Here is a 19571-nt window from a genome sequence, read left to right as displayed (position 1 = left end):
TTAGCGGTCCTCCCGCAGGCCGAGCCGACGCAGCTCCAGCGCGGCGAGCGCGTCGACGGTGGCTTCGTCGCCGCGTCGCCACGCCTCGGCCACGTCGGGCGCGATCCGGGTCAGCCGGCCCAGCGGCTGACCGGCCAGCGCGCGTAGGGCGAGCAGGTCCCGCCCGGCGGGTGCCGCGGCCAGCTTCGCGGCCGACCCGGCGCGGCGCATCCAGCGCACCCGCAGCGGCAGCCAGCCGACGAGCACCAGGCCGAGCGGGAAGATCAGCACGGCCACGGCGAGCGCGAGGGCCAGCTGGTCGACGAGTTCCTGCTGGTCGCGGCCGGCCTCTGCCAGCGCCCGGGCCGCATCGGCGGCGCGTTCGAACGGAGCGGTCAGCTCGTCGCCGACCAGCGGCACCCGGCCGACTTTGCCGCCGGCGTCGGCCAGGTTGTCGGCGAGCCCACCGCCGGCGCCCTCCAGCTTCTGACCGGGCACGGCGAGCTTCTGCACCAGGTCGTGCAGCCACAGCGCGCCGCGGATCGCGGCGTACACCCAGACGACGACGAGCAGGTCGGTGAGGAACTGTCGGACGGCGGTCGGGAAACGATCGGCATAGATCTTCACGCCGGACAGCGTGTCACGGGCGACGACCGGCGGCGAGGGTCAGCCGGCGCAGCCGGGGCAGGTGCCGAAGATCTCCATGGTGTGGCTCACGTCGGCGTAGCCGTGCTGGGCCGCGACCCGCTCGGCCCAGCTCTCCACGGCCGGGCCCTCCACCTCGACCGTCCGCCCGCAGACCCGGCAGACCAGGTGGTGGTGGTGTCCCTCGCTGCACCGGCGGTAGAGGTGTTCGCCGCCCGGCGGGCGCATCACGTCGATCTCGCCGGCGTCGGCGAGACCCTGAAGCGTCCGGTAGACCGTCGTGAGACCGACCCGCTCACCGCGGTCGCGCAGCATCGAGTGCAGGTCCTGCGCGCTGTGGAACCCCTCGACCTCGGCCAGCAGGGCGCTGACCGCACTGCGCTGACGGGTGTTGCGCAGGGTGGCGTTCATCTCGCTCATCGAGGACCCCCTCCCGCCCGTCGCTTCGTCATGATCCCTCCCCGGCGTGGCTGACGGCGTCCGCCACGATGTGCGCGACGTGCTCGTCGACCAGGCAGTACGCGATCTCCCGACCCCGTCGGGAGCCGCGCACCACACCCGCCCCCCGTAGCACCCGCAGGTGCTGGGAGACCAGCGGCTGCGCCACGCCGAGCTTCTCCACCAGTTCGTGCACGCACCGCTCGCCCGCGGCGAGTTCGCTGACGATGGCCAGCCGGATCGGGGCCGAGAGCGCGCGCAGCAGCTCGCTGGCACCTTCGAAGCCGTCGTAGCCCGGTCCGTCGCTCACCTCGCAACGATAACCACTTCCGCCCGGCTCGTGCGCGCCGCGGTCAACCGATCAGGACCTCGTGCGGCTCCGGGGCGGCCGGCGCCGCCGCGGGCACCCGCCGGCGACGCAGCACCCGCCAACCCGCGGCGGCCAGCGCGATCACCAGGAACGAGGCGATCGCCATCAGCACCACCGACGCGCCGGGGGCGGTGTCGGCGTTGGCCGCCACCCAGACGCCCGAGCCGGCGGCGAAGAGCCCGAGGGCCATCGCCGCCGTCATGGTGCTCCGGAACCCGCGGGTGACCTGCTGGGCGCTCGCCACCGGCACCACCATGAGCGCGCTGATCAGCAGTACGCCTACCGCGCGCATGGCGATCGTCACGGTGACCGCGGTGGTGATCGCGATCAGCATGTTCAGCGTCCGCACCGGCAGGCCGGAGACCCGGGCGTACTCCTCGTCGTGGCTGACCGCGAAGAGCGCCGGGCGCAGCACGAGCATCGCGACGAGGATCACCACGCCGAGCACCACGATGGTGGTCAGGTCGGTCGGCGAGATGGTGGTCAGCGACCCGAAGAGGTACGCGTTGAGGTTCGCGCTGGGGCTGTGGGAGAGCCCGACGAGCATCACGCCGCCGGCGATGCCGCCGTAGAAGAGGAGCGCCAGGGCGAGGTCGCCGGAGGTGCGTCCGCGGGAGCGGACCAGCTCGATGGCGATCGCGCCGAGGGTCGCCACGATCACCGCCACCAGCACCGGGGAGCGGTTGAGCAGCAGCCCGGCGCCGACGCCGGTCAGCGCCACGTGCCCGATCCCGTCGCCGATCAACGCCAGCCGACGCTGCACCAGGTAGATGCCGAGCGCCGGGGCGGCGAGACCGATGACCAGCGCCGCGATCAGGGCGCGCTGCATGTACGGGTACTGGAAGAGTTCCATGGGGTCAGATGCTCCAGAGCCGTGCCGGCTCGTCGTCACAGTGTGGGTGAACGTGGTCGTGGTCGGGCTCGGCGTGGTGCCCGGCCGGCTCCGGCACCGGGCCGTCGTGGCAGATGCCGCCGTCGTGGACGACGATCGCCCGGCTGATCACCGGCCGCAGCGGGCCCAGCTCGTGCGCCACCAGGAGCACCGTCCCGCCGTCGGTGACGAACTCGCGCAGCGCTCCGGCGAACGCCTCCTGGCTGGCCGCGTCGACGCCCGCGGTGGGCTCGTCGAGCACCAGCAGTTCGGGCCGGCCGGCGAGCGCCCGGGCGATCAGGGTGCGCTGCTGCTGGCCGCCGGAGAGGGTGGCGACGGCGTCGTTCGCCCGGTCGGCGAGCCCCACCGCGTGCAGGGCGCGGTCGACCTCGGTCCGGTCGGCGGCACCGGGCGGGCGGAGGATGCCCCGTCGGGCTAGCCGGCCGGAGGCCACCACCTCCCGGACCGTGGCCGGTACGCCACCGCCCGCGCCGAGCCGCTGCGGGACGTACCCGATCCGCTCCCACTGCCGGAAGCGGCGCAGCGGGCGGTCGAAGAGCGTGACCGACCCGGCGCTCAGCGGCACCAGCCCGAGCACGGATCGGACGAGGGTGGACTTGCCGGACCCGTTGGCACCGAGTACGGCGACCACCTCGCCGGCGGTGACGGTCAGCGAGACGTCACGCAGCACGGCGCGGCCGTCGTAGCCGACGGCCGCGTGTGCGACGGTGATCACGGGTGGGTTCACGAGCAACCCAGCGCCGTACGCAGCGCTTGCAGGTTCGTACGCATGACTGAAAGGTAGTCCGCCGAGCCGCCGTCCTCGGTGAGGCCCTCGATCGGGTCCAACACGGCGGTCTTCGCGCCGACCTCGGCGGCGATGGTCTCGGCGATCTTCGGGCTGACCAGCGTCTCGAAGAAGATCGTGGTGGTCTTGTGCTCCCGCGCCTCCTCGGCCACCTCGGCGAGTCGCTGCGGCGAGGGCTCGCTCTCCGGGGTCAGGCCGGTGATGCCGACCTGCTCCAGCCCGTACCGCTGCGCCAGGTAGCCGAAGGCGGTGTGGCTCGTCACGATCTCCTGGCGCTGGCAGGTCTTGAGCCCGGTGGCGTACTCGGTGTCGAGCTTCGCCAGGTCGGCGTGGAGCGCCTCGGCGCGGGAGGTGAAGTCGGCGGCCCGGTCCGGGTCGGCCTTGCCCAGCCGGTCGGCGAGCTGGTCGGCGACGGTGGCGAGCCGGGTCGGGTCGAGCCAGAAGTGCGGGTCCTTGCCGCCGAGCGCGGCCGTCTCCTCGGCCTCCTCGCCCTCCTCACCCTCGTGTTGGTGGCCACCGGCGGCGGCGTCCCGCAGCGGTTCCACGGTCGCGACGTCGAAGGACCGGTCGGCGGCGTTCTGCTGGACCGCCTCGTCCAGCGCCGGCTGGAAGCCCTTCAGGTAGACGACCACCTCGGCCTGGCTGACCTCGCCGACCTGGCTCGGGGTGAGTTCGAGGTCGTGCGGCTCGGCGCCCGGCTTGACCAGGTTGGTCACCCGGACCGCGTCCCCGCCGATGCGCTCGGCGATGAACTGGAGGGGGTAGAACGCGGCCACCACGTCCACCCGCTGCGGGTCGGCACCGGCGCTGCCGCCGGAGGAGCAGGCGGCGGCACCGCCGAGAGCGAGCAGTGCGGCGGTGGTGGCGGCCAGGGTGCGGACAGCGGCGCGGTTGTTCATGTCGTCAACTGTCCGCGATAACGACAATGATTGTCAAAAACGCATGTGTGCATGTCACAGCAGCTTGACCAGGGCCACCGCCACCAGCAGCGTCAGCATCAGCAGCCGGATCAGGCGGGTCTGCGGCGCCTGCACCGGCCAGGTCTTGGCCAGCAGCGCGACGAGGCCCCCGGCGAGCGCCAGCAACAGCACCCCGCCGACCGGACCCGGCGCGAAGAGCGCGACCAGCACCAGCGCCAGGGTGATCAGGAACACCGCCGTCGGGTTCACCCGGGCCAGCCGACCCAGCAGGGGGCTCTGCGTACGCTGCATCCCACAGACTCTACGAGGAGGACGCCCGTGCTGGTGACCAACCGGTTCGTGGTCGACGTCGATGTCGCCGACGAGTTCACCGAGCGCGCGCACGCCGCCCTCACCGCGCTGGCCGCCCGCCCCGGCTACCTGCGCGGCCAACTGGTCCGGGCGCTCGACGACCCGGCGCACTGGTGCCTGGTCACCGAGTGGGAGTCGGTCGGGGCGTACCGGCGCGCCCTGGGCGGCTTCGAGGTCAAGGTCAGCGCCGTGCCGCTGCTCGCACAGTCGCTCGACGAGCCGTCCGCCTACGAGGCGCTCGCCACCGCCGCGCCCGGCGGGGCGGTGGTGATCACCGCCAGCGATCGTGCCGCAGGTCCTTACCGCTGAGCCGGCGGGCACTAGATTGCTCGTATGACCGCTCCCGGACCGGCAGCCCCACCGCCGCACCACTCGCCGCCCGGGCCCCCCGGCGAAGAACCTCCCGCCGTGCCCGGTCCGCCGGCCGGGCCACCGGCCCCGCCGCCCGGGCCCGGGGTGTCGCCGCCGTTCGCCGCACCCCCCACCGAAGGACGCCGGGCCCGGCTCTGGCTGGGCCTCGGAGTCGGCGCGCTGGCCGTGCTGCTCTGCTGCGGTGGTGGCGGCGGCGCAGTGGTCGGCCTCGCGGTGAGCGGCGTGCAGGCGGTCCGTGAGCAGGGCCGGACGGTCTCCACCGACTACTACCAGGCGCTCGTCGACCGGAACTTCGGGCAGGCGTACGACCAGCTCTGCGACGACGCGCAGCGGCGCGAGTCGCGGACGGACTTCGAGCGCCGGGTGGCCGCGGAGCCGCAGGTGACCGCCTACCGGCTCGGTGAGGTCGACACCAACAACCTCACCGTGCCGGTCGACGTGACCCTGGAGGGCGGCCGGCGGGAGCGGCAGCAGGTCGTCCTCGGCCAGGACCAGCAGTCCGGCGGCCTGGAGGTCTGCGGGATCAACTGAACGGTCCCCGGTATTCTGCTGGGCTCGGGGCGCCGCCGTGGCTAGCGTTGTCCCGAACTGCTCGTTCCGTTCCCAAATCACGTCCCCGCCGACCGCCAGCCGGCGTAGGAGGAAACATGCCAGTCGACCGTATCGACGCCGTCGTCAGCCTCGCCAAGCGCCGAGGCTTCGTCTTCCCCTCCAGCGAGATCTACGGAGGCACCCGGTCGGCGTGGGACTACGGTCCGCTCGGCGTGGAGCTCAAGGAGAACGTCCGCCGGCAGTGGTGGAAGACCATGGTCCAGCAGCGCGACGACGTCGTCGGCCTGGACTCGGCCGTCATCCTGGCCCGCAAGGTCTGGGAGGCCTCCGGTCACATCGCCGAGTTCGTCGACCCGCTCACCGAGTGCCAGTTCTGCCACAAGCGGTTCCGCGCCGACCACCTGGAGGAGGCGTACGCCGAGAAGCACGGCAAGCCGCTGACCTCGCTGGCCGAGCTGAACTGCCCGAACTGCGGCAACAAGGGCACCTTCACGGAGCCGAAGATGTTCAACGGCCTGATGAAGACCTACCTCGGCCCGGTGGAGAGCGACGAGGGGCTGCACTACCTGCGCCCGGAGACCGCCCAGGGCATCTTCGTCAACTACAAGAACGTGGAGACGGTCGCCCGCAAGAAGCCGCCGTTCGGCATCGCGCAGACCGGCAAGTCGTTCCGCAACGAGATCACCCCGGGCAACTTCATCTTCCGCACCCGCGAGTTCGAGCAGATGGAGATGGAGTTCTTCGTCGAGCCGGGCACCGACGAGGAGTGGCACGAGTACTGGCTCCAGGAGCGCTGGAACTGGTACCTCGACCTCGGCCTGTCGACGGACAACCTGCGCCTCTACGAGCACCCGAAGGAGAAGCTGTCGCACTACTCGAAGCGGACCGTCGACATCGAGTACCGCTTCCAGTTCGGCGGCACCGAGTTCGCGGAGCTCGAAGGCGTTGCCAACCGGACCGATTTCGACCTCTCCACGCACAGCAAGCACTCCGGCGTCGACCTGTCGTACTTCGATCAGGCCAAGAGTGAGCGCTGGATGCCGTACGTGATCGAGCCCGCGGCCGGCCTCACCCGGGCGGTGCTCGCCTTCCTGCTCGAGGCGTACGACGAGGACGAGGCGCCGAACACCAAGGGCGGCGTGGACAAGCGGACGGTCATGCGTTTCGACCCGCGGCTCGCGCCGGTCAAGGTCGCGGTGCTGCCGCTCTCCCGCAACGAGGCGCTCTCGCCGAAGGCCAAGGAGCTCGCCGCCAACCTGCGCAAGCGCTGGGTGGTGGAGTTCGACGACTCGCAGGCGATCGGCCGGCGCTACCGCCGCCAGGACGAGATCGGCACGCCGTTCTGCGTGACCGTCGACTTCGACACCCTGGACGACAACGCCGTCACCGTGCGCAACCGGGACACGATGGGTCAGGAGCGGATCTCCCTGGACCAGGTCGAGCGCTACCTGATCGAGCGCCTCCCCGGCTGCTGAGCTGCGCTGCGGGGCTCCGGCGCTGCGCGAGAGCGCCGGCCGGAGCCCCGTACACTTGTGCGGTGAGTGCTCCGACCCTGCCCCGCCTGCGCCCGCTCACGCTCGGACGTCACCAGGTGTGGCCACCGGTCGTGCTGGCGCCGATGGCCGGGATCACCAACGTCGGCTTCCGGCAGCTCTGCCGGGAGCAGGGTGGCGGCATCTACGTCTGCGAGATGATCACCACCGTCGCGCTGGTCGAACGGAACCCGAAGACCCTGCGGATGATCGCCTTCGGTGCGGACGAGCAGCCCCGCAGCCTCCAGCTCTACGGCACGGACCCGGAGATCACCGCGGCGGCCGTGCGGATCGTCGTCGAACGGGATCTCGCCGATCACATCGACCTGAACTTCGGCTGCCCGGTACCGAAGGTGACCCGCAAGGGCGGGGGAGCGGCGTTGCCGTGGCGGCGTCGGCTCTTCGCCCGACTGGTGAAGGCCGCGGTGGACGCCGCGTCGCCGGCCGGGGTGCCGGTCACGGTCAAGATGCGCAAGGGCATCGACGACGACCACCTGACGTACGTCGAGGCGGGGCTCGCTGCCCAGGACGCCGGGGTGGCCGCGGTGGCGCTGCACGGGCGCACGGCCGCGCAACGCTACTCGGGCACCGCCGACTGGGACGCCATCGCCACCCTCAAGCAGGCGCTGGACGTGCCGGTGCTCGGCAACGGCGACATCTGGGAGGCAGACGACGCGCTGCGGATGGTCGCCCACACCGGCGTCGACGGGGTGGTGGTCGGCCGGGGTTGCCTGGGCCGACCGTGGCTCTTCGCCGACCTGGAGGCCGCCTTCAACGGCCGACCCGAGCGCCGGCTGCCCACCCTCGGCGAGGTGACCACGACCATGCGTCGGCACGCCGAGCTGCTGGTCGAGCAGTTCAGCGCCGGGGCGCGTACGCCGGAGCGGGGCGAGCGGGACGGCTGCACCGACTTCCGCAAGCACGTCGCCTGGTACCTGAAGGGGTTCCCGGTCGGCGGCGAGCTGCGCCGCGAGCTGGCGATGATCGAGAGCCTCGCCCAGCTCGACGACCTGCTCGCCAAGCTCGACCCGAGCGTGCCGTTCCCGGTGGAGACCCTGGGCCAGCCGCGCGGCCGTACCAACTCGCCGGGCAAGGTCTTCCTGCCCGACGGCTGGCTCGCGAGCCGGGACGACGACACCGTGCCGGAAGGCGCCGAGCTGGCCGACTCGGGCGGCTGACCGTCGGCGAGAATCCGATGCGGCGCCCGGCCGAAGTTCCGGACCCGGCCTTCGGCGAGACGACGAAAGGGCCGGCCCCGTTTGGGGCCGGCCCTTTCGGTTGGTGCTTCGGTCAGTTGGTGGAGTAGCCGCGGGTGGCGATCCAGTCGGCGAGGTGCTCGACGCTGATGCGGTAGGAGGCCATGTTCGGGTCGGCGCTGTCGGCGATGGTGACGGTGTTGCCGCCGTCGCGGTAGCCGATGACGCTGATGTAGTGGCCGCCTTCGTAGGAGTGGGTGTTGCCGTCGGTGTCGGTGCTGGTGCCGGCGATGTTGGCGACTACGGCGTGGCCGTCGTCGACGGTGCGGACGATGTCGTCACGCAGCTTGTCGGTCTGCTTGTCGTCGGCCATCTTGCTGGAGATTTCGACGGAGTGGTAGGCGTTCTTGCCGGTCTCCTTGTTCAGTACGGGGGTGATGTCGTTGATGGAGTTGGTGCCTGCCTCGGTGGTGCCCATTTCCTTGGCCATGGCGTCGACGTTGATGTCCTTGCCCTGGACGGAGAGGGCGTTGCGGGTGGCGGCGGGGCCGCAGTAGTAGAAGTTCGGCTGCGCCTCGTAGCGCACGTTCAGCTCACGTTCGCTGTGGCCCTTGCGGTCCTGGACCTGGCTGGCGGGCTTGGACTCAGCGGGGGAGGCGTTGGCGGCGATGGCGGGGCCGGCGATGCCTCCGCCTGCGGCGGCGATGCCGGCGGCGGTGAGGACGGTCTTGCGGATCAGATCGGTACGCATGATGTGTGCCTCTCTGTTCGGGGGTGCACGCGGAAGTGTGTCGGGGTCCGCGTGTGGTGAGGGGGAGGTTCGAAGGCCCGGCGGCGTGGCCTGCTCGGGCGGGTCCGGGGTGTAACGCGGCCGGGTCGGCCGGCATTCCGGGGCGTCTCGTGCGGGTGGCCCGACGGGTGGTCGGGGCGTGTCCCGTGGGGGTGTGCAACGGCCTCGGGCGGCCGGTCATTCCCGGGGGCCCGGCGGGGCGGCCCTGGTGGGGTGTGTTGCCGGGGTGTGCAACGGCCTCGGCGGGCCGGTCGTTCCCGGGGGCCGTCGCGGATAGCCCGGTGGTGCGGGGCTGGCGGCGGCGAGGGGGTTCAACGACCCGGGGCCGGTGATGATTCCCGGCCGGGCCGGTCCCTCGGGGGCTGGCGACCGGGGTCGCGCGCCTCGACCATGTTCAACGACCCGGGCCCGGCGATGATTCCGCCGCCGGGGTGGCCCCGACCACGGGACGCCGACCCCGAACCGGGCTATTCAGGCAGGAGCCGGCCAAGTCGGAACCGGACATCTCTCGCGAAACTCTGCGGACGTCGCGCGGCGGGGTCGCGGTTCCGTGCATGTCGTGGTGGCCGCCGAAGCGGACAGCCCGACATCCCGGTACCCGAATCGGCCCCGACCCCGATCCGCCTGATGGTCAACTCGGGTTCATTGATGTCGGGGCGTCCCGATGACGCGGATACCCCGACATCAAGGAACTCGAGTCGATCATCGGCCGGACGCCGGCTCGGCACGCCCGACTCGCTAGGCCGACGTCCCCCCGGCCCGACACCGGCGTCCCTGGATGGCACCCGCGTCCTCCGCCGGCACCCGCGCCCCGGCCCCGGCACCCGTGTCCCGGCCCGGCACCCGTGTCCCGGCACCCGTGGGGCGGACGCAGAATGGACGTCAGGGTGCATTTCGCCGCCGCAGACCTTCGGCGGCCGTTGATCGACTCGGGGTACGCGCATGTCGGGGTCTCCCGGTGGGCGGATACCCCGACATCAAGGAACCCGAGTTGACCATGGCACGGATCGGGCCCGCGCCACCGGATCAGGTCGGCGGTACGAGCCTGGATCGCGGACGGGCCGCGCTCGCTCAGGCGGGCCCGGCACGACTTCCGTGCATGTCGGGGTGACCGCCGAGGCGGACAGCCCGACATCCCGGTAAATCGAGTCGATCATGGCGTGAACGGCCCGCCAGCCACCGGTTCCCTCCGCGTCGACGGTCGACGGGGTTCCGGCCGGTCGCCGGATCGGGGCGGCCGGTCGATACCGGCGGCTGGTCAGGCGGGATCGGGCGCGGTGTCCGGTCTTGGCTGGCTGGGGATCGCGGCGGACTCCGTCACCGGTGCGCTGTCCGTCGCCCGATCGGCTTCCGGCGCCGGGTCGGTGCTCGTTCCGAGAGCCGCCGCCGGGTCGCTGGACAGAGCTGCGCCGGATGCGCCGGTGGCGTTGGCGGCGGCCACGGGCCAGGGCAGCTCCGGCGACGCGTGGTACGCGATCCCGGCGGCCGCCCAGCGTGGGCCGTGCCCGGCGAGCCGCTCGCGGAACCCGTCCCAGTCGTGCGTCGAGCGTGGTGACCAGCCCAGCTCCGCGAGGGCGGGGAGCCGCGGGAAGAGCATGAACTCGATCTCCGGCAGCGTGGTCACCGACTCGGTCCAGAGCGGCGCCTCCACGCCGAGCACCGCCTCGGCCGGTACGTCGGCGAGGTGGCTGCCCGGATCCCAGTCGTACGCCCGGCGCACGTCGACAAGTCCCGCCCAGTCCTGTCCGAGCGGGGTGTCCGGCGCGTACTTCATGTCGAGGTAGGCGTGGTTGCCGGGGGAGAGGATGAGCCGCGCGCCCCGGCGTACCGCCTCGGCGGTCGTCGGGTCGTCGCCGTCGGTGCCCCACCACTGCACGACCCGTCCGTCGAGGTGCGCGGCCGGGGCGATCTGGTGCCAGCCGACGACGGTCTTGCCGGTGTCGGCGACGATGCGCTGCACCCGCTCGACGAAGTCGGTGTACGCCGTCCCCTTGACCTTGAACGCCTCGTCGCCGCCGATGTGCAGGAACGGGCCGGGGCTGTTCGCCGCGACCTCCCCGAGCACGTCGGCCACGAACTCGTAGGTTCGTTCGCTCGCCGGGTCGACGTAGCTGAAGCCGACCTCGGTGCCGGTGTACGGCTGCGGCGCCACCCGGTCGGGGGCCAGCTCGCCGTAGGCGACGAGCGCGGAGTTGGTGTGTCCGGGCAGGTCGATCTCGGGTACGACGGTGATGTGCCGGGCGGCCGCGTACGCGACGATGCGGCGGTAGTCGGCGGTGCTGTAGTGCCCGCCCGGCCCGCCGCCGACCTCGGTCGCGCCGCCCACCTCGGTGAGGCGCGGCCAGCCGGGCACCGGGATCCGCCAGCCCTGGTCGTCGGTGAGGTGCAGGTGCAGCTGGTTGAGCTTGTACCGGGCCAGGTGGTCGAGGACCCGGAGCACGTCGGGGACCGAGAAGAAGTGCCGGGCCACGTCGAGCATCGCGCCTCGGTACGCGTAGCGGGGCCGGTCGAGGATCGACCCGCCGGGCAGCGTCCAGCGTCCGGCGACCGGCGTCCGGCTCTCGACGGCCGGCGGTAGCAGTTGGCGCAGGGTCTGCACGCCGTAGAAGAGGCCCGCCGGCTGCGCCGCCGTGATCCGTACGCGGTCGCGGGTCACGTCGAGGCGGTAGCCCTCGGGGCCGAGGGCTTCGTCGCCGGTGAGCGCGAGGACGATTCCGCGGTCCGAGTCCGGGTCGGCCGTGTCGGTCACCGGGAGCGGATAGCCGGTGGCCGGTCGGAGCAGCTCGGCGAGGTGCTCGGCGACGGGGAGCGCGCTCTCGGCGCTGACCCGGATCACCGTGTCGGCGGTCAGCAGGTGATCGTCGGCCGGCTCCGGGCGTACCTGCTCCGGCGCCGGGACGACGTCGGTGAGGCGTACCGGGGCGGCGGGGGCGAGCAGTTCGTCGGCGACTCGGGCGGCGCTGCGCGCGAGGTCGCCGGTTTCCGGCGTGCGCAGCGACAGCTGTTCGCGGTCGGCGGCGGAGGGGAGGGACGACACGGCGGCGGCTCCGGGGGTGTATTTGCGTCGGTTGTGGCAAATATGACGTTCACCGAAATCTGTGCCGTCAAGGGTACGGCGAAGGGCGGATCTGCGTGATCTTGCGCGTGGAACCGTTCCCAAAAACCGGTACGAACGCGGATAGTGGTGATGGCTGTGCCTATTGTCACCGAACGGTCCCAGTCCACGCTTTGTTCGCTTAGCCTTCGCCCACCGATTGCTGACGACACCGGGATTAACGGTGATCGCGCCCGGGGTATGTCCGAACTGAACCTTCGTTAAGTGTCGATGGCGTGCGGGAGGCTCTGGTGGCAGCGCAAGAGACGGTGGACCACAAGTACGTCTACGACTTCGCCGAGGGGAACAAGGACCTCAAGGACCTGCTCGGCGGCAAGGGCGCCAACCTGGCCGAGATGACCAACCTCGGCCTGCCGGTGCCGCCCGGCTTCACGATCACCACCGAGGCCTGCAAGGCGTACCTCGCCACCGGTGAGGAGCCGGCCGGGCTCGCCGACCAGATCGAGGCGCACCTGGAGGCGCTGGAGCGGGAGATGGGCCGGCGGCTCGGCGATCCGGACGACCCGCTGCTGGTCTCCGTCCGCTCGGGCGCGAAGTTCTCGATGCCCGGGATGATGGAGACCGTCCTCAACGTCGGTCTCAACGACCGCAGCGTCATCGGCCTCAGCGCGCAGGCCGGGCGGAACGACCGCTTCGCCTGGGACTCGTACCGCCGCCTCATCCAGATGTTCGGCAAGACCGTCTGCGACGTGCCCGGCGAGGAGTTCGAGCACGCGCTCGACGAGGCGAAGCGCGCCAAGGGCACCACCGACGACCTCGACCTGGACGCCGACGACCTGCGTGGGCTGGTCGACGCGTACAAGAAGATCTTCGCCAAGCACACCGGGCGCGAGTTCCCGCAGGCGCCCCGGGAGCAGCTCGACCTCGCCATCCGGGCGGTCTTCGAGTCGTGGAACGCCGAGCGGGCCGTGGTCTACCGCCGGCAGGAGCGCATCCCGGCCGACCTGGGCACGGCCGTCAACGTGGTGGCGATGGTCTTCGGCAACCTCGGGCCGGACTCCGGCACCGGCGTCGCCTTCACCCGCGACCCGGCCAGCGGCGCGCAGGGCATCTACGGCGACTACCTCGCCAACGCGCAGGGCGAGGACGTCGTGGCCGGTATCCGCAACACCGTCCCGCTCCAGGAGCTGGAGCGGATCGACAAGACCTCCTACGACGAGCTGCTCAGCTACATGGCCCGGCTGGAGGAGCACTACCGCGACCTCTGCGACATCGAGTTCACCATCGAGCGCGGCAAGCTGTGGATGCTCCAGACCCGGGTCGGCAAGCGGACGGCGGCCGCCGCCTTCGTGATCGCCGGCCAGCTCGTCGACGAGGGCCTGATCGACCTGGACGAGGCGCTGCACCGGGTCAACGGCGCCCAGCTGGCCCAGCTGATGTTCCCGCGGTTCCGGCTCGACCACGAGTTCGAGCCGGTGGCGAAGGGCGTCGGGGCCTCACCGGGGGCGGCCTCGGGGAAGGCGGTCTTCAGCTCCGACCGGGCGGTCGAGCTGGCCGCTCAGGGTGAGTCGGTGATCCTGGTCCGCCGCGAGACCAACCCCGACGACCTGAACGGCATGATCGCCGCCAACGGCATCCTCACCTCGCGGGGCGGCAAGACCAGCCACGCGGCGGTGGTCGCAAGGGGGATGGGCAAGACCTGCGTCTCCGGTGCGGACGCGCTGGACGTCAACGTCCCGCAGCGGAGGTTCACCGTCGGGGAACACACCGTCGGGGAGGGGGACGTGATCTCGGTCGACGGCACCACCGGGAAGGTCTACCTCGGCGAGGTGCCCGTCATGCCCTCCGAGGTGGTGCAGTACTTCGAGGGCAACCTCGAGCCGGAGCGCAGCGAGAACCCACTGGTCCGGGCCGTACACCGGATCATGACCCACGCCGACCAGCGGCGGCGCCTGGCCGTGCGGACGAACGCCGACACCGCCGAGGACGCGGCGCGGGCTCGCCGGTTCGGCGCGCAGGGCATCGGCCTGTGCCGTACCGAGCACATGTTCCTCGGCGACCGGCGGGAGCTGGTCGAGCGGCTGATCCTCGCCCGCACCGACGACGAGCGTGAGCAGGCGCTGGCCGCGCTGCTGCCGCTGCAGCGGGCCGACTTCGTGGAGATCTTCCGAGCGATGGACGGGCTGCCGGTCACCGTCCGCCTGATCGACCCGCCGCTGCACGAGTTCCTGCCCCCGCTGGAGCAGCTCGCGGTGAACGTGGCGGTCGCCCAGGAGCGCGGTGAGGACGTGGCCAAGGAGGAGGCGCTGCTCGCCGCGGTGCGGCGGATGCACGAGGAGAACCCGATGCTCGGCCTGCGCGGCGTACGCCTCGGGCTGGTCATCCCGGGCCTCTTCGCCATGCAGGTCCGCGCGATCGTCGAGGCCGCCGTCACGGTCGTCCGGGACGGCGGGTCGGCCCTCCCGGAGATCATGGTGCCGCTGGTCGGCGCGGTGCAGGAGCTGGAGACGGTACGCGCCGAGGCCGAAAAGATCATCACCGAGGTGGTCGGGGAGAGCGGCGTCGAGGTGCTGATCGGCACGATGATCGAGGTGCCCCGGGCGGCGCTGACTGCCGGGCAGATCGCCGAGGCCGCCGAGTTCTTCTCCTTCGGCACCAACGACCTCACCCAGATGGGCTGGGGCTTCTCCCGCGACGACGTGGAGGCGGCGTTCTTCTGGCGCTACCTGGAGCTGGGCATCTTCGGCATCTCGCCGTTCGAGTCGATCGACGCGGAGGGTGTGGGCCGGTTGGTCCGGATCGCCGCCGAGGAGGGGCGGGCCGCCCGACCCGGGCTCAAGCTGGGCGTCTGTGGTGAGCACGGCGGCGACCCCGACTCGGTGCACTTCTTCCACTCCGTCGGGCTGGACTACGTCTCCTGCTCGCCCTTCCGGGTGCCGGTGGCGCGGCTGGAGGCCGGCCGGGCCGTCCTGGAGGCGGCCGGCTCGGACAGCCGTTGAGCCGCGCCTGCGGCGGGGCGCCGTCCGCCCCGCCGCAGGCGGTCCTCAACGCCACCCGATCCGGGTCGCCGAGGCGGATTCACCCGGCCCCGACCCGGGAACTGTCACTCCGCGAGCGGGGATCGCCGGCGCGCCGTACGGCGGTCGCGGGCGTAACCTTGGCTCGCTCGTACTCCGTCGATGCGGAAGGGTGGCTGCATGACCAGCGTCTGGGAGAGCCTGACCGTCGACGCCCACGACCCGCCGCGGCTGGCCCGGTGGTGGGCCGAGGCCCTCGGTTATCAGCTCGTCACCGAGAAGCCCGACGAGGTGGAGATCCGACAGTCGTCGCAGCGGCTGCCCGGCATCGTCTTCGTGCCGGCCACCGAGGGCAAGGAGACCAAGAACCGCCTCCACATCGATCTGCGTCCGGACGACCGGGAGGCCGAGGTCGAGCGGCTGGTCGACATGGGTGCCCGGCACGTCGACATCGGGCAGGCCGACGTCGAGTGGACCGTGCTCGCCGACCCGGAGGGCAACGAGTTCTGCGTGCTGCGGCAACGTGACTAGGTCGGCTGTCGAAGTCCGGGCCGGGGACTTCGGCCCGGGCGCTCGGACGACCGGTTGAGCGGGCAACCGTCCGCCGCGCCGGACGCGCAGCGGCGGGTCGCGGAGACGCCCAAGGACACCGGGCACGGCCGGTCCCCGTACGAGCGGGATCGCGCCCGGGTGCTGCACTCGGCGGCCTTCCGGCGGCTGGCCGCGAAGACCCAGGTGCACACGGCGGGCACCGACGACTTCCTGCGTACCCGGCTGACCCACTCGCTGGAGGTGGCGCAGATCGCCCGGGAGATGGGTGCCCGGCTGGGCTGCGACCCGGACGTCGTCGACGTGGCCGGGCTCGCCCACGACCTCGGGCACCCGCCGTTCGGGCACAACGGCGAGGCCGCGCTGGACCTGCTGGCCGGGGAGTGCGGCGGTTTCGAGGGCAACGCGCAGACGCTGCGGGTGCTGATCCGGCTGGAGGCGAAGGTCTTCGCCCCCGACGGCTCCTCCGCCGGCCTGAACCTGACCCGGGCCTCGCTCGACGCCGTCGGCAAGTACCCCTGGCCGCGCAGTCCCGGCCGACGCAAGTTCGGGGTGTACACCGACGACGCCGAGGTGTTCGGCTGGGTCCGCGCGGGCGCGCCACCCGGGGAGCGGCGCTGCCTGGAGGCGCAGGTGATGGACTGGGCGGACGATGTGGCGTACTCGGTCCACGACGTCGAGGACGGCATCCACGGCGGGTACGTGTCACTGCGGCCGCTGCTCGACGACGCCGACGAGCGGGCGGCGCTCTGCGCCGACGTGGCGGAGATCTACTCCGGCGAGTCGCCGGCGGATCTCGGTGCGGTGCTGGTCGAACTCCTCGCCGACCCGGCGCTCGCCCCGCTCGCCGGGTACGACGGCAGCCACCGCGCCCAGGCGGCGCTCAAAGCCACCACGAGCGTGCTGACCGGCCGCTTCGTCACCGCCGCGGTGGCCGCCACCGAGGAGCGGTTCGGCGCCGGCCCGCACCGCCGGTACGGGGCCGACCTGGTGGTGCCACGGGAGGTGCGGGCCCGCTGCGCGCTGCTCAAGGGGATAGCGCTGCGCTACGTGATGCGCCGCCCCGGTGCGCACGCCCGGTACGACTGGCAGCGGCAGGTCCTCGCCGAGCTGGTCGCCGCCCTGCTCGCCCGGGCGCCGGAGGGGTTGGACCCGGTCTTCGCCCCGCTCTGGCGGGCGGCCGCGAACGACACCGCGCGGCTGCGCGTGGTGATCGACCAGGTCGCCTCGCTCACCGATCCGGCGGCCGTGGCCTGGCACGATCGCCTGGTCACGGATGAGGTACCCCGCCGAACCGGCATCGGAAGTTAGGGTAGCCTAACCGCATGACGGAGCGCCGCACGAAGGTCAAGTCCGCCCGGGTCCTGCGCACCGAGCGGCTCACCCCGCACCTGATCCGACTGGTCCTCGGTGGTGAGGAGCTCACCGGCCTGCCCCTGGGCCACTGCACCGACCACTACATCAAGCTGGTCTTCCTGCAGCCCGGTGTGGCTTACCCGACCCCGCTCGACCTCGGCGATATCCCTCGTGCCCAGTGGCCCCGGCTGCGGGCGTACACGGTGCGGGCCTGGGACGCGGAGGCCGGCGAGCTCACCGTCGACGTGGTGCACCACAGTGACGAGGGGCTGGCCGGGCCGTGGGCGGCGGCGCTGCGCCCCGGCGACCCGGTGCGCTTCATCGGCCCCGGTGGCGGGTACGCCCCGAGTCCGGAGGCGGACTGGCACCTGCTGGTCGGGGACGAGAGCGCGCTGCCGGCGATCGCCGCGTCGCTGGAGCGGCTGCCGGCCGGTGCGCCCGCGAAGGTCTTCGTCGAGGTCGACGGCCCGGCCGACGAGCTGCCCCTGATCAGCCCGGGGAACGTGGAGCTGCACTGGCTGCACCGGGACGCCCGGCCGGTCGGCGAGGCGCTGGTCGCCGCGGTGCGGACGCTCGACTTCCCGCCCGGGGCGGTGCACGCGTTCGTGCACGGTGAGGCGACGTTCGTGAAGGAGCTGCGCCGGCTGCTGCGCATCGAGCGGGGCATACCCCGGGAGATGCTCTCCATCTCCGGCTACTGGCGGCGGGGCATGGACGACGAGGGCTGGCGGGCCTGGAAGTCCGAGTGGCGGCAGCAGGCCGAGGCCGAGGAGGCGCTGGCGGCCGCCTGAGCCGACGTACGCACGGTGGGGTGGGGCTTCGGTCCCACCCCACCGGTGTCTCCGGCGGCGGTTCGGAGATCCGCCGATGGCAGCGGTCCTACCCCGAGACGTAGTAGGTCTGCTACATTCTGGCGCAGTGATTCGTCAGTTAGGGAGGGCCATGACCGCCGTCGAGCTCCCCGGAACCGTTGCCGCCCCGCCCCCGCCCGACGGGGACCTCGTCCTCGACGTGCGCGACCTGCGCATGCGCTACGGCACCGTCGACGTCCTGCACGGTGTCGACCTCACGGCCCGCCGGGGTGAGGTCCTCGCGCTGCTCGGCCCCAACGGCGCCGGCAAGACCACCACCATCGAGATCCTCGAAGGCTTCCGGATGCGCTCCGCCGGGGAGCTCCGCGTCCTCGGCGTCGACCCGGCCCGGGGCGACGAACGCTGGCGCGCCCGGATGGGCGTGGTGCTCCAGTCCTGGCGCGACCACGGCAGGTGGCGCGTCCAGGAGCTGCTGACCCACCTGGGCAGCTTCTACGCCCCGTACTCCACCGACCGGGTCCGCCGGCCGTGGCCGGTGCCGGAGCTGCTGGACGCCGTCGGTCTCGCCGAGCACGCCCGCAAGCGGGTGAGCCAGCTCTCCGGCGGCCAGCGCCGCCGGCTCGACGTGGCCGTCGGCATCGTGGGCCGCCCCGAGCTGCTCTTCCTGGACGAGCCGACGGTCGGCTTCGACCCGGCCGCCCGGCGCGAGTTCCACGAGTTGGTGCACCGGCTGGCGGACCTGGACGACACCACGATCCTGCTCACCACGCACGACCTGGACGAGGCGGAGAAGCTCGCCGACCGGATCCTCATCCTGGCCGGTGGCCGGATCATCGCCGAGGGCTCGGCGGACGAGCTGTCCCGCCGGATCGCCGGGAACGCGGAGATCCGCTGGAGCCGCGACGGCGAACGGTTCGTCCACTCCGCGGCCGACGCCACCGCCTTCCTCCGTGAACTGTTCCGGCAGCACGGCGACGAGGTGCAGGAGCTGGAGGTCCGCCGGCCCAGCCTGGAGGACGCGTACATGGCACTGGTCTACGAGCAGGAGTCCGGGGCCCGCGACGGCGGGGCGGCCCGGGCGTGGCAGCAGGGGAGCCAGGGATGAGCCCGACCACAGTGGCCGTCCGGGCCGGATTCCGGCGCGGGGCGATCGAGCTGCGCAACACCTTCACCAACGCACAGGACCTGTGGGGCTACCTCTTTCCCACCCTGATCCTGGTGGTCACCATCTTCTTCATGCGCGGCTCGACGGTGCCCGGCACCGACTTCTCGCTCGGCGCCCGGACACTGCCCAGCGCCCTCGGGATGGGGTTGGCCTTCGGCGGCCTGATCGCGCTGGCGCAGCAGCTCGTCGTCGAACGGGAGGACGGCACCCTCCTGCGGGCGAAGGCCACTCCGAACGGGATGCTCGGCTACCTCGTCGGCAAGCTCACCCTGATGTCGACGACCGCGTTGGCGAGCATGCTGATCCAGCTCGTACCGTCGCTCTTCCTCGTGGACGGGCTCCGGCTGACCAGCGCCGGCGCCTGGCTCACCCTGCTCTGGGTGGCGGTGCTCGGCCTGGTGGCGACCCTGCCCCTCGGCGCGGTCATCGGGTCGCTGATCGAGAGCGCCCGCAACCTCGGGCTGGTCATGCTGCCCATGATGGGGCTCATCGCGCTCTCCGGCATCTTCTACCCGATCAACGGCTACCCGGGCTGGCTCCAGGCCGTCGCGCAGGTCTTTCCGATCTACTGGCTAGGGTTGGGGATGCGCTCGGCGCTCCTGCCGGACGCGCTGGCCGCGGTCGAGCTCGGCGGGTCGTGGCGGCACCTGGAGACGCTCGGGGTGCTCGGTTCGTGGGCGGTGCTCGGACTGGTGCTGGCGCCCGTCGTGCTGCGGCGGATGGCCCGTCGTGAGTCCGGCTCGCGGGTGGCCGCCCGCCGGGAACGGGCCATGCGGCAGGTCTTCTGAGAGGG

General features: G+C 72.2%; 19 protein-coding genes. 10 read left to right on the top strand and 9 right to left on the bottom strand.

Features of this window, described 5'->3' with window-relative positions; translation table 11 throughout:
* The 7 genes from D7147_RS17080 to D7147_RS17050 are packed head-to-tail and all read right to left on the bottom strand — an operon-like array spanning position 1 to position 4322.
* Positions 1 to 606 carry a hypothetical protein gene (locus D7147_RS17080; RefSeq protein WP_120678722.1) on the bottom strand — a complete coding sequence of 202 codons (606 nt, stop codon included), beginning with the start codon at positions 604 to 606 and terminating at the stop codon, positions 1 to 3.
* 39 nt (positions 607 to 645) lie between these two features.
* Positions 646 to 1044, bottom strand: a complete 399-nt coding sequence (locus D7147_RS17075; RefSeq protein WP_120678721.1) for a Fur family transcriptional regulator — start codon at positions 1042 to 1044, stop codon at positions 646 to 648.
* A gap of 28 nt (positions 1045 to 1072) precedes the next feature.
* A complete protein-coding gene (locus D7147_RS17070; RefSeq protein ID WP_120678718.1) occupies positions 1073 to 1372 on the bottom strand; it encodes an ArsR/SmtB family transcription factor in 300 nt (99 codons plus the stop codon).
* 43 nt (positions 1373 to 1415) lie between these two features.
* A complete protein-coding gene (locus D7147_RS17065) occupies positions 1416 to 2285 on the bottom strand; it encodes a metal ABC transporter permease (protein ID WP_120678717.1) in 870 nt (289 codons plus the stop codon).
* 4 nt (positions 2286 to 2289) lie between these two features.
* Complete coding sequence (locus tag D7147_RS17060; protein ID WP_120678715.1) at positions 2290 to 3051, bottom strand: metal ABC transporter ATP-binding protein; 762 nt, start codon at positions 3049 to 3051, stop codon at positions 2290 to 2292.
* On the bottom strand, positions 3048 to 4010 hold the full coding sequence (locus D7147_RS17055) for a metal ABC transporter substrate-binding protein (protein ID WP_120678713.1): 963 nt from the start codon (positions 4008 to 4010) through the stop codon (positions 3048 to 3050). The genes D7147_RS17060 and D7147_RS17055 overlap by 4 nt, the downstream gene beginning before the upstream one ends.
* Positions 4011 to 4064: 54 nt before the next feature.
* Complete coding sequence (locus D7147_RS17050; protein ID WP_120678711.1) at positions 4065 to 4322, bottom strand: DUF6703 family protein; 258 nt, start codon at positions 4320 to 4322, stop codon at positions 4065 to 4067.
* A gap of 27 nt (positions 4323 to 4349) precedes the next feature.
* On the opposite strand from D7147_RS17050, the gene D7147_RS17045 reads away from it, so the two are divergent.
* From D7147_RS17045 to dusB, 4 genes are all read left to right on the top strand, one after another.
* Positions 4350 to 4691 carry an antibiotic biosynthesis monooxygenase family protein gene (locus tag D7147_RS17045; RefSeq protein WP_120678709.1) on the top strand — a complete coding sequence of 114 codons (342 nt, stop codon included), beginning with the start codon at positions 4350 to 4352 and terminating at the stop codon, positions 4689 to 4691.
* Positions 4692 to 4715: 24 nt separating this feature from the next.
* A complete protein-coding gene (locus D7147_RS17040; protein WP_325050661.1) occupies positions 4716 to 5285 on the top strand; it encodes a hypothetical protein in 570 nt (189 codons plus the stop codon).
* 116 nt (positions 5286 to 5401) lie between these two features.
* Complete coding sequence (locus D7147_RS17035; RefSeq protein ID WP_120678706.1) at positions 5402 to 6781, top strand: glycine--tRNA ligase; 1380 nt, start codon at positions 5402 to 5404, stop codon at positions 6779 to 6781.
* Positions 6782 to 6843: 62 nt separating this feature from the next.
* A complete protein-coding gene (dusB, locus tag D7147_RS17030) occupies positions 6844 to 8016 on the top strand; it encodes a tRNA dihydrouridine synthase DusB (protein ID WP_120678705.1) in 1173 nt (390 codons plus the stop codon).
* A gap of 112 nt (positions 8017 to 8128) precedes the next feature.
* On the opposite strand, the gene D7147_RS17025 is transcribed toward dusB, so the two are convergent.
* Together D7147_RS17025 and D7147_RS17020 are read right to left on the bottom strand one after the other, a co-directional pair.
* Entirely contained in the window at positions 8129 to 8785 is a 657-nt protein-coding gene (locus D7147_RS17025) for a C39 family peptidase (RefSeq protein ID WP_120678704.1), read from the bottom strand.
* Positions 8786 to 10082: 1297 nt separating this feature from the next.
* Positions 10083 to 11861 (bottom strand): beta-N-acetylhexosaminidase, encoded by a 1779-nt coding sequence (locus D7147_RS17020; protein WP_407663355.1) that lies wholly within the window; start codon positions 11859 to 11861, stop codon positions 10083 to 10085.
* A 308-nt stretch (positions 11862 to 12169) separates the two neighbouring features.
* On the opposite strand from D7147_RS17020, the gene ppdK reads away from it, so the two are divergent.
* The 6 genes from ppdK to D7147_RS16990 all read left to right on the top strand — a co-directional run bounded on the left by ppdK (position 12170) and on the right by D7147_RS16990 (position 19566).
* Complete coding sequence (ppdK, locus tag D7147_RS17015) at positions 12170 to 14878, top strand: pyruvate, phosphate dikinase (RefSeq protein WP_120678963.1); 2709 nt, start codon at positions 12170 to 12172, stop codon at positions 14876 to 14878.
* 198 nt (positions 14879 to 15076) lie between these two features.
* Positions 15077 to 15427, top strand: coding sequence for a VOC family protein (locus D7147_RS17010; protein WP_120678703.1), 351 nt, complete (start codon positions 15077 to 15079; stop codon positions 15425 to 15427).
* Between the two features lie 54 nt (positions 15428 to 15481).
* On the top strand, positions 15482 to 16756 hold the full coding sequence (locus tag D7147_RS17005; protein WP_120678702.1) for a deoxyguanosinetriphosphate triphosphohydrolase: 1275 nt from the start codon (positions 15482 to 15484) through the stop codon (positions 16754 to 16756).
* A gap of 14 nt (positions 16757 to 16770) precedes the next feature.
* Entirely contained in the window at positions 16771 to 17592 is an 822-nt protein-coding gene (locus tag D7147_RS17000) for a siderophore-interacting protein (RefSeq protein WP_120678701.1), read from the top strand.
* 151 nt (positions 17593 to 17743) lie between these two features.
* Entirely contained in the window at positions 17744 to 18718 is a 975-nt protein-coding gene (locus D7147_RS16995; protein ID WP_120678699.1) for an ABC transporter ATP-binding protein, read from the top strand.
* Complete coding sequence (locus D7147_RS16990; RefSeq protein WP_120678697.1) at positions 18715 to 19566, top strand: ABC transporter permease; 852 nt, start codon at positions 18715 to 18717, stop codon at positions 19564 to 19566. Before D7147_RS16995 ends, D7147_RS16990 begins: the two co-directional genes overlap by 4 nt.
* Positions 19567 to 19571: the final 5 nt, after the last annotated feature.

It is taken from the genome of Micromonospora musae, from assembly GCF_003626545.1.
Classification (GTDB): Bacteria; Actinomycetota; Actinomycetes; order Mycobacteriales; family Micromonosporaceae; genus Micromonospora; species Micromonospora musae.
This window is presented reverse-complemented; position numbering and strand designations above follow the sequence as displayed.